Raw genomic sequence first — 14,116 nt, forward strand, 5'->3', positions numbered from 1 at the left:
GATGTGGTCATTGGGTTGCCCCTCCCACTCAAATATGTGCCTGCCGACAATGTCGGTAGAATTGGTTAATCCGTACAGACTAAGTCTGACCTTTGAAATGATACCACCATTACACAGATTTGGCAAGTGGAAAATCCCCATTATCCATCAATCCATTTTTTCTACTTGGTCGAACGAAAGCTCCATCTTCGTTTCGCGTCCGAACATGTCGACGCTTACGACAACTTTACCTTTGTCCATTTCAATCTCTTCCACCTTACCTTCAAAGTGAGCAAACGGCCCTTCAAGCACCGTCACACTTTCGCCTACTCCGAAATCGATATCTACGCGCTGTTCTTTTACACCCATTTGTTTTAGGATGAATTCTACTTCTTCCGGCAATAATGGAGTAGGTTTCGCTCCACCACCCGAAGAACCAATAAACCCAGTAACACCCGGCGTATTGCGCACAACGTACCAAGAGTCATCCGTCATGATCAATTCTACCAAGACATAGCCTGGAAACGTTTTACGCATAACTGTTTTCTTTTTACCATCTTTAATATCCGTCTCTTCTTCTTCCGGAATGACGACACGGAATATTTTATCTGACATGCCCATTGTCTCGACACGCTTTTCAAGATTAGCCTTTACTTTGTTCTCATACCCTGAGTACGTGTGCACAACGTACCAATTTTTATCCATTTCCATGACATTGAGGACTATGCGTCCGTCCCTCCCTTAAATTAAAGCTGAAAAAACCCGTTCATTCATCAAAACGGGATATTCTCACGCTATTCATACTTTATTTATTACAGATTAGTGTACCATTTCATTACTCCGGAGATACCTAGATCCACTACGAAGAAATAAACCGCCATGAAAATAACCGTCGAAATAACGACTACGGTATACTTCGTTAATTCTTTACGTTTCGGCCAGCTAACTTTCCGCATTTCCGAAACGACTTTTTTCAAAAAATCCGTAATCTTGCCCATTCTTCTCCAACCCTTCCGAATGACATAGCGTTCTGACTCAAACTCTATGTAACTGGTCAAGTGGTTTGCTTATGCAATGTATGCGCATTGCAATGACTGCAAAACTTCTTTATACTCATTCTTCCCTCGCGACCATTGTTGCCAGCGGGTAAAGAATAGTTTCGCGAACCACATATCTCACAGCTTAAAGTTATTTTTTTCATCATTTAATTCACCTAATCCAAGACAATAGTCTTGCTAAAGAGTACCATTTAACCAACGACATGTCAATTTACATTCGATTTGTTTAACGTACCAGATCCATCGCCATCGAGTGTTCCAGTTTGCGTTTGATCCGTTGTAAAGCATTATCAATTGATTTCACTTGACGATTCAACACTTCAGAAATTTCGCGATAGGATTGACCTTCTAAGTACAATGTTAATACTTCTCTTTCCAATCCACTCAACACTTTATTCATCTCTTTTTCCATGAATGTGAAGTTTTCTTTATGGATTATCAAATCTTCAGGATCATCTAATGTAGAGCCCGCTATGATATCGAGCAACGTTCGCTCTTGATCTTCATCATACATTGGCTTGTCCAACGAAATAGACGTATTAAGCGGAATATGTTTTTGACGCGTGGCAGTTTTAATAGCTGTAATAATTTGTCGCGTAATACACAGCTCAGCAAAGACTTTAAAAGAGCTTAATCTATCAGGACGGAAATCACGTATCGCTTTATAGAGTCCGATCATTCCTTCTTGCATGATATCTTCACGATCTCCACCAATAATGAAATATGTTCTTGCTTTCATCCGGACAATAGGCTGAAATTTGGTAATTAAAAAATCCAATACATCCGAATTCCCCAGATGGATCAACTCCACCATTTCTTCATCAGATAGTTTAGAAAACCTATTTTTACTCTTCACTTTTTCCATGTCCCGCACCAACCTCTCCACCCCAGAGTACTAATTGGATTTATATGCCAGTATAGACGTGGTATTTTTTCACGTCAACTACTCATTTTCCACCACGTCTCATTTTTTCAAATTCCGCTGCCACTTCATCCGTCAGAGGAATCTTTGATAGAGGCCTTTGTTCTAATGAATCTTTTAACCTTTGCGCAATTACACGATCTACTTCTTTCATGGCAATTTCCAACTCTCGTGCAGAGATGCGAAGTGCACCTTGGGCAAACACTACCCATTGTTCCACAAGATCGGAAGTAGCTACATGAATTTGCGTCAAGCGAGTGGATAATTGGGATACCAATTTTTCAATCCGTTCATCCGCCGTTTCGTTCTCTCTTGTAAAGACAACTTCCACACGGTATTGTTTTTTCCGTTTTTCGATACCCGGTACTAGGTGCGCATCGAATATCACGATGACACGCCATCCCCGGTTAGCCTGGAATTCCGCCATCCTCTCAATAAGTCGATCACGCGCTTGCGCAAAATCTTCCTGTTTCAGTTGTTGCAGTTCAGGCCACGCACCGATGATGTTGTATCCATCAACGAGCAGCACATCTTTCTTCATGATGTAGCCTGAGCGGATTGACGCTTTCGTAGAACTTCATACATCAACAATGCCGCCGCTACCGAAGCATTTAAAGACGTAACTTTTCCAACCATCGGTAAACTATAAAGGAAATCGCATCTCTCTCGTAAAATGCGTGACATTCCTTTTCCTTCACTGCCTATAATGACAGCTAAAGGCAACGTGGCATCCATATGGCGATAATCCGTGGAGTTGGAAGCATCTGTTCCCGCAATCCAAACCCCTTGCTTCTTGAGCTCGTCCACAGTTTGAGATAAATTATTCACTCGCACAACCGGTATATGTTCAATCGCACCTGTTGACGCTTTCGCCACCACACCTGTCAACCCAACAGCGCGTCTCTTCGGAATGATGATGCCATGAACACCCGAAGCATCCGCTGTTCGTAAGATAGAACCCAAATTATGCGGATCTTCTAACTCATCCAGAATGATGAAGAACGGATCTTCCTGCCTCTCTTTAGCGATTGTGAATAAGTCTTCCAACTCCGCGTAATCATAAGCAGCAACCGAAGCAAGAATTCCTTGGTGACTCAGATCCGTCATACCATCTAATTTCTGCTTCGGCGCTGTCTGCACAACTACTCCTGCTTCTTTAGCAAGCTTCATTATTTCACCGATACTTTTCTTATTGACGCCTTCTGCTACCCAGATTTTATTCAGCTGTCTGCCCGAACGTAGTGCTTCCACAACAGGGTTTCTTCCACCAATCATTTCAATCTCTAGCTCCGTCATGCTTTCTCCTCCTCAGGATGCTCCACTAGTCGAATCGCCGTTTCTATCAGTTCAGCCAGACGTTCTTGCCGATCCAATAAATGTACATACCCGAGAACTGCTTCGAATGCAGAGCTATAATTATACGTAGTAACATCAGTGTTTTTAGGGACGGATCCCGCTTTCGCATTGCGACCACGACGCATCACCGCTAATTCTTCTTCTGTGAGAATTTGCCGATCTCTCATCGTTAAGATGATTCGCGCCTGTGCCTTTGCAGAAACAAAGCGCGTAGCTTCCTTATGCAAGATTTGCGGTTTCACACGTCCGTGGCGTAGTAAATGCTCTCTGATCGCCGTTTCATATACGGCATCGCCCATATAAGCAAGAGCAAGTGCATTGAGTTGTTTAACGTCTATTTCACGTAAATTCTCCACACTGTTACCCTCTTTTCCAGCGAGTGCCTTGCGCTGTATCTTCTAAAATGATTCCCTGTGCTTTTAGTTCATCACGAATTTCATCCGCCCGTGCAAAATCACGATTCTTCCGAGCATCAAGACGTTCCTGGATCAAAGCATCTACTTCGTCATCCACTAATTCATCCGCATTATCAAATGGCAATCCAAGTACGCCCATTAATTGATCCAACGCATCGATGAATTGCTGAAGTACGTGACGGTCTGTATTTTTCTCGAGCAAGTATACGTTCGCCTGTTTGGATAGTTCAAAAATGGACGCAATCGCATTAGCCGTATTGAAGTCATCGTCCATCGATTTTTCAAATGCGTTAATTTGTTCGTTAATCTTATCTAACCACGGCTCTGGATTTTCTGCTAGATCCGCCGAAATCGTTACACGATGCTGCAAGTTGCTGTACGCAGTCTGAATACGCTCCAATCCATTCGACGCGCTTTCTACAAGATCCTGTGCAAAGTTGACTGGATGACGATAGTGTACAGAAAGCATGAAGAAACGCAGTACCTTCGGGTCTATTTGCTTACGAATATCATGTACCAAAATAAAATTCCCTAAGGATTTCGACATTTTTTCGTTATCAATATTGATATAACCGTTATGCATCCAGTAGTTGGCGAAAGTTTTGCCGGTAGCCGCTTCAGACTGCGCGATTTCATTCTCATGATGCGGGAATGTTAAGTCTTGCCCACCTGCATGAATATCGATCGTGTCCCCAAGAAGCTGTTTGGCCATTACCGAACATTCGATATGCCAGCCAGGACGACCTTTGCCCCAAGGACTATCCCACGAGACTTCCCCCTCTTTCGCTGATTTCCAAAGCGCAAAGTCGAGAGGATCTGTTTTGATTGCATTTTCTTCCACCCGCGCACCTACTTTTAACTCATCGATGGATTGGTGTGAGAGTTTCCCGTAGCCTTCGAATTTACGTGTACGGAAATAGACATCCCCACGAGATTCGTAAGCAAATCCTTTGGCAATGAGAACCTGGATAAATTCCACAATGTCATCAATGTGCTCAGTTACTCTAGGATGCGCTGTCGCTACTTCACAGCCGAGAGCACTGACATCTTCGTGATAGGCCGCAATGAAACGTTCGGTTAAATTTCCGACTTCTTCGTTTAATTCATTTGCCGCTTTAATGATTTTATCGTCTACGTCCGTAAAGTTTGAGACGTAATTGACTTCATAGCCACGATATTCCAAGTAGCGACGAATCGTATCAAATGCAATCACAGGACGGGCGTTTCCGATATGAATATAGTTATAAACGGTTGGTCCACAGACATACATTTTGACCTTTCCTTCTTCTATTGGAACAAACTTTTCTTTCTTACGTGTCAATGTATTATAAAGTTGAATGCTCATGTAAATCTCCCTTTTTTTCATTCACGGTTTCCAACTGCTCAGTACGCAGCTTCAACTCCTGAATTTGCTTTTCTAATCGTTTGATTTCATCCGCAATCGGATCTTGCGTGGAATGATCTAGTTTATTCTTTACACGTATACCATTTGAAATAACGATTTTCCCTGGTATACCAACTACTGTAGAGTTTGGCGGCACTTCTTTTAAGATGACCGAACCCGCACCTACTTTACTGTTCTCCCCAATCGTAATGGAACCAAGTACTTTGGCACCCGACGCAACCAATACATTATCACAGAGCGTCGGATGTCGCTTACCGCCTTCTTTTCCTGTTCCACCCAATGTAACTCCTTGATACAGTGTTACGTCATCGCCAATTTCACATGTTTCCCCTATGACTACACCCATCCCATGATCAATGAAAAGACGTCTGCCTATTACAGCTCCAGGGTGAATTTCAATACCCGTGAAAAACCTGCTAACTTGCGACACTACACGAGCCAAAAACCGAAGATTACGCTTATAAAACACATGCGCAATACGGTGCATCCAAATTGCATGCAACCCCGAATACGTTAAAATCACTTCAACCGTGCTGCGGGCTGCCGGGTCTTGATCGAAAATACATCGAATATCCTCTTTCATACGCTTGAACAATGAACTTCCCCCTTTTTCTTCTTTCACATGACGGCGATTTCCACTATAGAAAAATTTCTCAAGATAAAAAAAGCGCCCCTGTCACTCATGATGACAGAGACGCAATTAATGCGTGGTTCCACTCCGCTTGAGAACGTAATTGTCCCCCGCTTAATGTCTTTAACGCAGACTATACGTATGGCCTACTAATAATTTCGGCTCATCGCTCAAAGGTGCATTTCGATAGTGAACGACTCAGGTCATTTCCAGCCTAGATGACCCTCTCTATAGAGCATCCACTACGTACTTTCCTTTTCGACGCTTTTCATATGACAAATGTATATTAGGTTCATTTTACAGAAATTCACCGAAATGTCAATATTGTTTATTTTGCAAATCTTTCAACACGTTGAATAATCTTTTCTTTACCAATTAGCGCAATAGCATCCGGTAGTTCAGGACCTGATGTCTGACCAGTTGCCACGACACGCACAGGCATGAATAAGTTCTTACCTTTATGTCCTGTTTCTTTTTGGACTGCCTTAATTGCCGCTTTAATAGACGGTGCATCGAATGTTTCCAATTCTTCTAGTTGCTTCTTAAGTGACGTCATCACTTCAGGTACTTGTTCACTCGCCAAAATTTCAGATGCTGTTTCATCATATTCCAATGTGTCATGGAAGAACTGGGCGGATAACTCGACGATTTCAGCACCAAAGCTCAATTGACCGTGGTACAGCGCGATCAAATCGTGAACCCATGATTTTTCTTCAGCAGACATATTTTCTGAAACCAATCCTGCTGCTTGTAGATGTGGCAACGTTAATTCAATTACTTCTTCTAAAGACAGCTTTTTTATATATTGGTTATTCATCCACGTTAGCTTATCCGTATCGAACATGGAAGGTGACTTCGACAAACGAGACTCATCAAATTGTTCTACGAGTTCGTCATGAGAGAAAATCTCTTCTTCTCCGACAGGCGACCAACCAAGCAAAGAGAAGAAATTAAACATTGCTTCCGGCAAATAGCCTAAATCTTTATATTGCGCAATGAATTGAATGATTGATTCATCACGTTTTGAAAGCTTTTTGCGTTCTTCATTGACAATCAGCGTCATATGACCAAATCGTGGGTGGTCCCAACCGAATACGTCAAATACCATTAGTTGCTTTGGTGTATTCGTCAAATGCTCTTCTCCACGGAAAACATGGGAGATTTTCATCAAATGATCGTCGACTACTACAGCAAAGTTATACGTCGGAATACCATTCGTCTTAACCATAACCCAGTCACCGATGTCTTTTGATTCGAATGTTACTTCACCGCGCACAAGGTCATCGATCGCATACGTAGTATTTTCAGGAACGCGCATACGAATATTGTATGACTTCCCTGCAGCTTCATTTTCCGCTACTTGTTCTGCTGTTAAATGACGACAAGTACCATCATACATAGGTGCTGCGATTCCCGCTTCTTTCTGAGCGTCACGCTTTGCTTCTAGCTCTTCAGGTGTACAGAAACATTTGTAGGCATGCCCATTTTCAAGCATTTCGTCTGCATACTTTTTATACAAGTCCAGACGTTCCATTTGACGGTATGGGCCGTATTCTCCGCCAATATCAATGGATTCGTCATGATGGATACCGAGCCACGTCAGGTTTTCAAGTTGGGAAAGTTCACCACTCTCAATATTTCGCGCTGTATCCGTATCTTCAATACGAACAATAAATTTCCCATCATAGTGACGAGCAAACAAATAGTTGAATAACGCGGTCCGCGCGCCCCCAATATGTAGTTGGCCTGTTGGACTCGGTGCATAACGCACACGTACTTCTTGTGTCATAATAGTTACCTCTCCGTTTCGAATTGATTACATTCTTATATAATTTCCTATCTATTTTAGCACTCTAAAGGACGTTTTGAAAGTTACTGGTTTTTCATCAGTAAAATCGTTGCCATTGCTGCGATTCCTTCTTCACGCCCAGGGAAGCCTAGACGTTCCGTAGTCGTAGCTTTCACATTCACTTGCGACAGATCTGCTTCGAGCAATTCCGCCACGCGTTCACGGATGTCTCCAATATACGGTGCCATTTTTGGACGTTGCGCAATAATCGTACAATCAATATTACCTAAACGGTAGCCTTCTTCTTTTACCATCGCCCATACATTCTCCAATAAAATAGCAGAATCAGCGTCTTTAAACGCGTCGTCCGTATCAGGGAAATGTGTACCAATATCCACTTTTCCAATCGCACCTAGTGCAGCATCTGTTACTGTGTGTAGTAGCACATCCGCATCGGAGTGACCAATCAACCCTTTTGAGTGCGGAATGGTGATACCACCAATAATGAGTGGTCTACCTTCTTCAAATGCATGTACATCAAAACCTTGTCCAATTCGAAACATGTAATTATTCCTCCTACTTTCTTCTAGCCAGTAAGATTTCACCTATAGCAAGATCTTCCTGAGTCGTCATTTTTACATTATCATATGAACTTTCCACCACTTGGACTTCGTGGCCAAGTCGTTCCACTAACATGGATTCATCCGTGCCAAGGAAACCTTCTGCAATAGCCGAGTCCGATGCTTCTTTCAACAATTCATATTGAAATGCCTGAGGCGTTTGCACGAGCCACAGCTTTTCACGAGCCAAAGTTTCTTTGACAGTACCATCTTCCGCGTACTTAATTGTATCCTTCGCCTTAACTGCTGCTATAGCTGCACCCTTTTCATTAGCAGTACGCACCAGTTCCGTAATAATTGACGAATTCAAGAAAGGTCTAGCCGCGTCATGGACGAGAACAATACCTTTCCCTTTGTAAGCAGAGATACAAGCTGCAACACTGTTTTGACGCTCACCACCACCCTTTACAAATGTGATAGGTTTCACGTGTTGATCCTGTTTGAGAATCTCTTCAATTTCAACTTGCTCTTCCGGCTTCACAGCCATAATGACTTCTTCACAATTAGGGTCTTCTTGAAACACACTGACTGTATGATACAAAATTGAATGCTCTCCAATTTTCAGGAAGAGCTTATTTTGTCCAGCACCCATTCGTTTGCCGCTTCCCGCGGCAGGAATCATCACTGTATATTTCACGTTTGTCACTCTGCTTTCTATGCTGGTTATCGACCTTTGGGTTTCGCAAAAATCATTCGTCCTGCAGAAGTTTGCAATACACTTGTTACTACAACGTCAATGGCATCTCCGATATGAGACCGACCATCTTCAATGACAATCATTGTGCCATCATCCAAATATGCAACACCTTGATTATGCTCTTTACCGTCTTTGATTACGACTACATGCATTTCTTCACCTGGAATGACTACCGGTTTTACTGCATTAGCGAGATCATTTATATTCAATACTGCGACACCATGCAAATCCGAGACTTTATTTAAGTTAAAATCATTTGTTACAACCAATCCATCCATTTTCTTCGCCAGTTTAACTAACTTTAAATCCACTTCGGCTACATTCGGAATATCTTCGTCCGTAATGAGCACTTGAGGACCGTCATCATTTTGTAAACGCTTTAGAATATCGAGGCCACGTCTACCTTTTGTCCGCTTCAACGTATCAGATGAATCGGCTATATGCTGTAGTTCGGTTAGTACAAACTGAGGTACAACTAAAATTCCCTGTAAAAATCCTGTCGCCACTATATCCGCAATGCGCCCATCGATAATGACGCTTGTATCTAGTAACTTATATACATCTTTTTGTGGTGGAGTGACAACGGGTTCTGTCGATTCTTTCTTTTTTGCAGTTGTCATGCGTAAATTAGAAAATGCATTAATAAACTCTTCCCACTTTTTAAAACCTACTTGGAAACCTAAATAGCCGAGAAGAATAGACAATAAGACAGGCACAACAGAAGACACTACCGGAAAACCAATTGCACTTAGTCCGAAACTGAATAAAAAAGCTACGATTAACCCTACGACTAATCCGATTGTACCGAATAATAAATCCATGATCGGCGCTTTCAGAAGTCTTTCTTCAATCCATTTAATGAAATTTACAATCGGTTCAGTTAAAAATAAGCTTAATAAAAATAGAATGATTGCTCCTATAATTGCCTCCACATAAGGGTTTTCTATGATCGGGCGTGATGTAAACTCAAACATAGCGAATAAGTACGGTAAAAATAAAACACCGAGAGTTCCTCCAATTAATAAGAATGAAACTTGGACTACTCTTTTCAACATATTCTTCCACCTCCTTTTCCTTCCTAATAGTATACAACGAATCATGGTTAGCTGCTTAGGTTAAGTGAGGAATTTCTGAAAATTCCTCACTCCTCCTACTAGGACTATCTCAACAGCAGGAAAGTTTCTTGCTATTCTACTCATCCCGTCATATAAAATAGATGTTATCTGAATGCCATTCCTAACGCTTCCGTAATAGTTTCAACGCCTACCACTTCAATCCCATTCGGAATATCCCAACCGCCCAAATTAGACGACGGAATGATAATGCGATCAAAACCAAGTTTCGCCGCTTCCGTGACGCGTTGTTCTATTCTAGATACCCTTCTAACCTCACCTGTTAACCCTACTTCACCAACAAAACAATCGCGCGCCCCTACAGCCGTGTCGCGATAGCTAGAAACAATACTTAGCAAGACGGCTAAATCAATGGCCGGCTCATCCAACTTAACGCCGCCCGCAACCTTAATATACGCATCTTGTGTCTGTAATAGCATCCCTGCACGTTTTTCCAATACCGCCATTAATAGCTGCACACGGTTTTGATCCAATCCAGTCGCCATGCGCTTCGGATAATTGAAACTTGATGCCGTCATCAGTGCCTGAATTTCAACAAGTATTGGCCGTGTGCCTTCCATAGAAGCGACAATGGTAGAGCCCGCTCCACCTTGCGATCGCTCACGCAAGAACATTTCAGAAGGATTTAAGACTTCCTTTAATCCAGCCTGCAACATTTCAAAAATGGCAATTTCATTAGTAGAACCAAAACGATTTTTAACACTTCGTAAAATACGGTATGTGTGGTGACGTTCACCTTCAAAATACAGCACCGTATCCACCATATGCTCAAGCAATCGTGGTCCAGCAATTTGTCCTTCTTTTGTTACGTGACCTACGAGGAATATGGCAATGTTTTGCGTCTTTGCTATACGCATTAGTTCTGCGGTACATTCACGCACTTGCGATACACTTCCTGGCGCCGATGATACTTCAGGATGATGAACAGTCTGAATCGAGTCCACAACCACAAACTTCGGCTTCACTTCATCCACAGTTTCATTGATCATTGCGAGATCGGTTTCGGCATAAATATATAACTCATCTGACTTCACGCCTAATCGTTCTGCACGTAACTTAGTTTGCTTGATCGATTCTTCTCCTGAAATATACAGTACGCGCTGTTGTTGATTCGCAAGTAACGATGAGACTTGTAGCAACAATGTAGACTTCCCGATTCCTGGATCCCCGCCGATTAATATGAGCGAGCCCGGTACAATCCCACCACCGAGTACGCGGTTTAATTCTTCTAATTCCGTTTTAACACGTGGCTCTTCAGCCATTTCCACCTGACTGATAGGCAAAGCTTTGTGCTTCACTCTTTCACCATGCTGAAATGCAGCACGCGGTCCCTTTTGAACAATCTCCACTTCTTCATCCATCGTGTTCCATTCTCCACAACCAGGACAACGCCCCATCCACTTAGCGGACTCATATCCACAAGAACGGCACATGAACTTCGACTTTCGCTTAGCCATACACTCTCTCCTTATTTGAAAAGTACGAAAAGGACAGCCCGCTGCGCTTTTTAAAAACTAAGCGAGCGAGCTATCCCGTTGATTATATTATTATTTTTCTACTGCTACTGTGTGTTTCTCCGTGCGTACGATAAACTGATTATCCTCTACATCAATGATTACTTTTTCACCCATCAGAACTTTACCTTCAAGTAACTCTTCAGACAAACGATCTTCTACATGTTTCTGTAATGCACGACGTAATGGACGAGCACCGTATTCCGGATCATATCCCTCTTCCGTGATTTTATCTTTAGCTGAATCCGTCAACACCAATTCGATGTCTTGTTCAGCCAAGCGCTTAGAAAGTTCATCACTCATCAAGCTGACAATTTCACGCAAGTGTTCTTTCTCCAATGAATGGAAGACAATCATGTCATCCACACGGTTCAAGAACTCCGGTCGGAATGTTTTCTTCAATTCTGCAAGCATTTTTTCCTTCATGTCATCGTAGTCGGATTCGCCGTCTTGAATATTAAAGCCAACGTAGCGGTTTTTCTTCAATTCAGTTGCTCCAACGTTTGAAGTCATGATAATTACTGTGTTGCGGAAATCAACTGTACGTCCTTTAGAATCCGTTAAACGTCCGTCTTCTAATACTTGCAATAAGATATTGAAAACATCTGGATGTGCTTTTTCAATCTCATCAAGTAGTACAACTGAGTACGGCTTACGGCGAACTTTCTCCGTTAATTGGCCGCCTTCATCATACCCTACATAGCCTGGAGGTGATCCGACTAGACGAGATGTAGAATGCTTCTCCATATACTCGGACATATCGATACGAATCATCGCATCTTCATCGCCGAACATCACTTCCGCCAACGCACGGCCTAGTTCAGTTTTACCTACACCAGTCGGGCCCAAGAAAATGAATGAACCAATAGGACGTTTCGGATCTTTCAATCCTGCACGTGCTCGACGGATGGCTTTCGAAATAGATAACACTGCTTCTTTTTGACCAATGACACGTTGATGCAAAATTTCTTCCATGTTCAGCAATTTAGCCGACTCTGTCTCTGCAATCTTGTCAACAGGAATTCCTGTCCACATCGCCACAACTGACGCGATATCATTCACTGTCACTTCGGATTCAGTCTGCCCTTGTTTCTCTTTCCAAGCTGCTTTCGTTGTTTCCAACTCTTCCTTCATCTTCTGCTCTTTATCACGATAAGAAGCAGCTTTCTCAAATTCTTGGCTTTGCACAGCTGCGTTCTTCTCAGAACGAATTGCTTCAAGCTTCACCTCGAGCTCCTTCAAGTTAGGAGGAGTTGTATATGAACGCAAACGCACTTTCGATCCAGCTTCGTCAATTAAGTCAATCGCTTTATCCGGTAAGAAACGGTCCGAGATATAACGATCAGACATCTTCGCTGCCGCTTCAACCGCTTCATCCGTAATCTTCACACGGTGATGCGCTTCGTAACGGTCGCGCAAGCCTTTAATGATCTGAATCGTTTCCTCTACAGATGGCTCATCAACTTGGATTGGTTGGAAACGTCGTTCAAGCGCTGCGTCTTTTTCAATATATTTACGGTATTCGTCAAGTGTAGTAGCACCGATACACTGTAGTTCACCACGTGCAAGAGATGGCTTCAAGATATTGGATGCATCGATAGCACCTTCTGCTCCACCTGCACCGATCAACGTGTGTAATTCATCGATGAATAAGATAATGTTACCCGCTTGACGGATTTCTTCCATTACCTTCTTCATTCTATCTTCGAATTCACCGCGGTATTTTGTGCCTGCGACGACTGTACCCATATCTAGTGTCATAACGCGTTTGTCACGCAAGATTTCAGGCACTTCATTACTTACGACTTGCTGTGCCAAACCTTCTGCAATCGCTGTTTTACCTACACCCGGTTCCCCAATCAATACTGGGTTGTTTTTCGTACGACGTGCCAATACTTCAATAACACGTGTAATTTCTTTGCTTCGTCCAATTACTGGATCCAGCGTGCCCTCACGTGCGATTTCAGTTAAATCACGCGCCAAGCCATCCAATGTTGGTGTTGCTGCCGATGCAGAATTCGCTGGGTTGCCAACAGAACTTTCATCATTGCCAAGCAACTGAAGTACTTGCTGGCGAGCTTTGTTCAAGCTAACACCTGCATTATTCAGAACGCGTGCAGCCACGCCTTCTCCTTCTCGAATCAAAGCCAATAAAATGTGCTCTGTGCCGATATAAGAATGTCCTAATTTACGAGACTCATCAACGGATAATTCAATAACTCGTTTGGCGCGAGGAGTATAATGAACGATCGGACCCACATCTTTAGAGCCTACACCTACTAGAATTTCTACTTCTCGTTCAATAGTATCCGCATTCACACTAATTGCTTCAAGAGCTTTTGCTGCGATGCCGCCACCTTCTCGAATCAATCCAAGCAGGATATGCTCAGTACCAATAGATTCATGTTTTAAACGAATAGCCTCTTCTTGAGCCAGTTGTAAAACTTTTTGTGCACGTTGTGTAAATCGATTAAACATCATATTCATTCCCCTCTTCCTTCATCAGTGGACTATATTCTATGTTATGCAAAATAACACATCAATGCTTTGTTTCCTATAACTATATATATTCATGTCAATTCGCGATACAACCTAA

The 14,116-nt window shown here is 42.6% G+C and carries 15 protein-coding genes and 1 other annotated feature; all 15 genes read right to left on the reverse strand.

Annotated features, from left to right (window positions below):
* Positions 1-147: 147 nt before the first annotated feature.
* The 15 genes from nusG to CSV80_RS04760 all read right to left on the reverse strand — a co-directional run bounded on the left by nusG (position 148) and on the right by CSV80_RS04760 (position 14,001).
* Entirely contained in the window at positions 148-684 is a 537-nt protein-coding gene (gene nusG, locus CSV80_RS04690) for a transcription termination/antitermination protein NusG (RefSeq protein WP_029053290.1), read from the reverse strand.
* A 107-nt stretch (positions 685-791) separates the two neighbouring features.
* Positions 792-977 (reverse strand): preprotein translocase subunit SecE, encoded by a 186-nt coding sequence (gene secE / locus CSV80_RS04695; protein ID WP_029053291.1) that lies wholly within the window; start codon positions 975-977, stop codon positions 792-794.
* Positions 978-1,033: 56 nt separating this feature from the next.
* Positions 1,034-1,183: a 50S ribosomal protein L33 gene (gene rpmG / locus CSV80_RS04700; RefSeq protein ID WP_099669937.1), complete on the reverse strand. Its 150-nt coding sequence runs from the start codon at positions 1,181-1,183 to the stop codon at positions 1,034-1,036.
* Positions 1,184-1,263: 80 nt separating this feature from the next.
* Positions 1,264-1,902 carry an RNA polymerase sporulation sigma factor SigH gene (sigH, locus tag CSV80_RS04705; protein ID WP_037561629.1) on the reverse strand — a complete coding sequence of 213 codons (639 nt, stop codon included), beginning with the start codon at positions 1,900-1,902 and terminating at the stop codon, positions 1,264-1,266.
* Positions 1,903-1,984: 82 nt separating this feature from the next.
* Entirely contained in the window at positions 1,985-2,500 is a 516-nt protein-coding gene (locus CSV80_RS04710) for an NYN domain-containing protein (RefSeq protein ID WP_099669938.1), read from the reverse strand.
* The gene (rlmB, locus tag CSV80_RS04715; protein ID WP_029053294.1) at positions 2,497-3,255 is read right to left on the reverse strand and encodes a 23S rRNA (guanosine(2251)-2'-O)-methyltransferase RlmB; all 759 of its coding nucleotides are present in this window, start codon (positions 3,253-3,255) and stop codon (positions 2,497-2,499) included. The genes CSV80_RS04710 and rlmB overlap by 4 nt, the downstream gene beginning before the upstream one ends.
* Complete coding sequence (locus CSV80_RS04720; protein ID WP_029053295.1) at positions 3,252-3,671, reverse strand: Mini-ribonuclease 3; 420 nt, start codon at positions 3,669-3,671, stop codon at positions 3,252-3,254. The genes rlmB and CSV80_RS04720 overlap by 4 nt, the downstream gene beginning before the upstream one ends.
* Before the next feature lie 4 nt (positions 3,672-3,675).
* Entirely contained in the window at positions 3,676-5,076 is a 1,401-nt protein-coding gene (cysS, locus tag CSV80_RS04725; RefSeq protein ID WP_099669939.1) for a cysteine--tRNA ligase, read from the reverse strand.
* Positions 5,057-5,731 carry a serine O-acetyltransferase gene (gene cysE, locus CSV80_RS04730; RefSeq protein ID WP_099669940.1) on the reverse strand — a complete coding sequence of 225 codons (675 nt, stop codon included), beginning with the start codon at positions 5,729-5,731 and terminating at the stop codon, positions 5,057-5,059. Before cysE ends, cysS begins: the two co-directional genes overlap by 20 nt.
* A 92-nt stretch (positions 5,732-5,823) precedes the next feature.
* Positions 5,824-6,038: a binding site (T-box leader), on the reverse strand.
* Between the two features lie 57 nt (positions 6,039-6,095).
* Positions 6,096-7,556, reverse strand: coding sequence for a glutamate--tRNA ligase (gene gltX, locus CSV80_RS04735; RefSeq protein ID WP_099669941.1), 1,461 nt, complete (start codon positions 7,554-7,556; stop codon positions 6,096-6,098).
* Positions 7,557-7,639: 83 nt separating this feature from the next.
* Positions 7,640-8,119, reverse strand: coding sequence for a 2-C-methyl-D-erythritol 2,4-cyclodiphosphate synthase (gene ispF, locus CSV80_RS04740; protein WP_029053299.1), 480 nt, complete (start codon positions 8,117-8,119; stop codon positions 7,640-7,642).
* A 13-nt stretch (positions 8,120-8,132) separates the two neighbouring features.
* Complete coding sequence (gene ispD, locus CSV80_RS04745) at positions 8,133-8,813, reverse strand: 2-C-methyl-D-erythritol 4-phosphate cytidylyltransferase (RefSeq protein ID WP_099669942.1); 681 nt, start codon at positions 8,811-8,813, stop codon at positions 8,133-8,135.
* Positions 8,814-8,839: 26 nt separating this feature from the next.
* Positions 8,840-9,928, reverse strand: a complete 1,089-nt coding sequence (locus CSV80_RS04750; RefSeq protein ID WP_099669943.1) for a PIN/TRAM domain-containing protein — start codon at positions 9,926-9,928, stop codon at positions 8,840-8,842.
* A 164-nt stretch (positions 9,929-10,092) separates the two neighbouring features.
* Positions 10,093-11,463: a DNA repair protein RadA gene (radA, locus tag CSV80_RS04755; protein WP_029053302.1), complete on the reverse strand. Its 1,371-nt coding sequence runs from the start codon at positions 11,461-11,463 to the stop codon at positions 10,093-10,095.
* 90 nt (positions 11,464-11,553) lie between these two features.
* Positions 11,554-14,001 carry an ATP-dependent Clp protease ATP-binding subunit gene (locus tag CSV80_RS04760; RefSeq protein WP_099669997.1) on the reverse strand — a complete coding sequence of 816 codons (2,448 nt, stop codon included), beginning with the start codon at positions 13,999-14,001 and terminating at the stop codon, positions 11,554-11,556.
* Between the last annotated feature and the right edge of the window lie 115 nt (positions 14,002-14,116).

The sequence above is a fragment of the Sporosarcina sp. P12(2017) genome, assembly GCF_002743035.1.
Taxonomy (GTDB): Bacteria; Bacillota; Bacilli; order Bacillales_A; family Planococcaceae; genus Sporosarcina; species Sporosarcina ureae.

Bases quoted from the DNA above. Each gene is read 5' to 3' on its own strand.
- nusG (WP_029053290.1), bottom strand. From the start codon at position 684: ATGGATAAAAATTGGTACGTTGTGCACACGTACTCAGGGTATGAGAAC.
- rpmG (WP_099669937.1), bottom strand. From the start codon at position 1,183: ATGATGAAAAAAATAACTTTAAGCTGTGAGATATGTGGTTCGCGAAAC.
- CSV80_RS04750 (WP_099669943.1), bottom strand. From the start codon at position 9,928: ATGTTGAAAAGAGTAGTCCAAGTTTCATTCTTATTAATTGGAGGAACT.
- ispF (WP_029053299.1), bottom strand. From the start codon at position 8,119: ATGTTTCGAATTGGACAAGGTTTTGATGTACATGCATTTGAAGAAGGT.
- CSV80_RS04710 (WP_099669938.1), bottom strand. From the start codon at position 2,500: ATGAAGAAAGATGTGCTGCTCGTTGATGGATACAACATCATCGGTGCG.
- radA (WP_029053302.1), bottom strand. From the start codon at position 11,463: ATGGCTAAGCGAAAGTCGAAGTTCATGTGCCGTTCTTGTGGATATGAG.
- cysS (WP_099669939.1), bottom strand. From the start codon at position 5,076: ATGAGCATTCAACTTTATAATACATTGACACGTAAGAAAGAAAAGTTT.
- secE (WP_029053291.1), bottom strand. From the start codon at position 977: ATGGGCAAGATTACGGATTTTTTGAAAAAAGTCGTTTCGGAAATGCGG.
- gltX (WP_099669941.1), bottom strand. From the start codon at position 7,556: ATGACACAAGAAGTACGTGTGCGTTATGCACCGAGTCCAACAGGCCAA.
- sigH (WP_037561629.1), bottom strand. From the start codon at position 1,902: ATGGAAAAAGTGAAGAGTAAAAATAGGTTTTCTAAACTATCTGATGAA.
- CSV80_RS04760 (WP_099669997.1), bottom strand. From the start codon at position 14,001: ATGATGTTTAATCGATTTACACAACGTGCACAAAAAGTTTTACAACTG.
- rlmB (WP_029053294.1), bottom strand. From the start codon at position 3,255: ATGACGGAGCTAGAGATTGAAATGATTGGTGGAAGAAACCCTGTTGTG.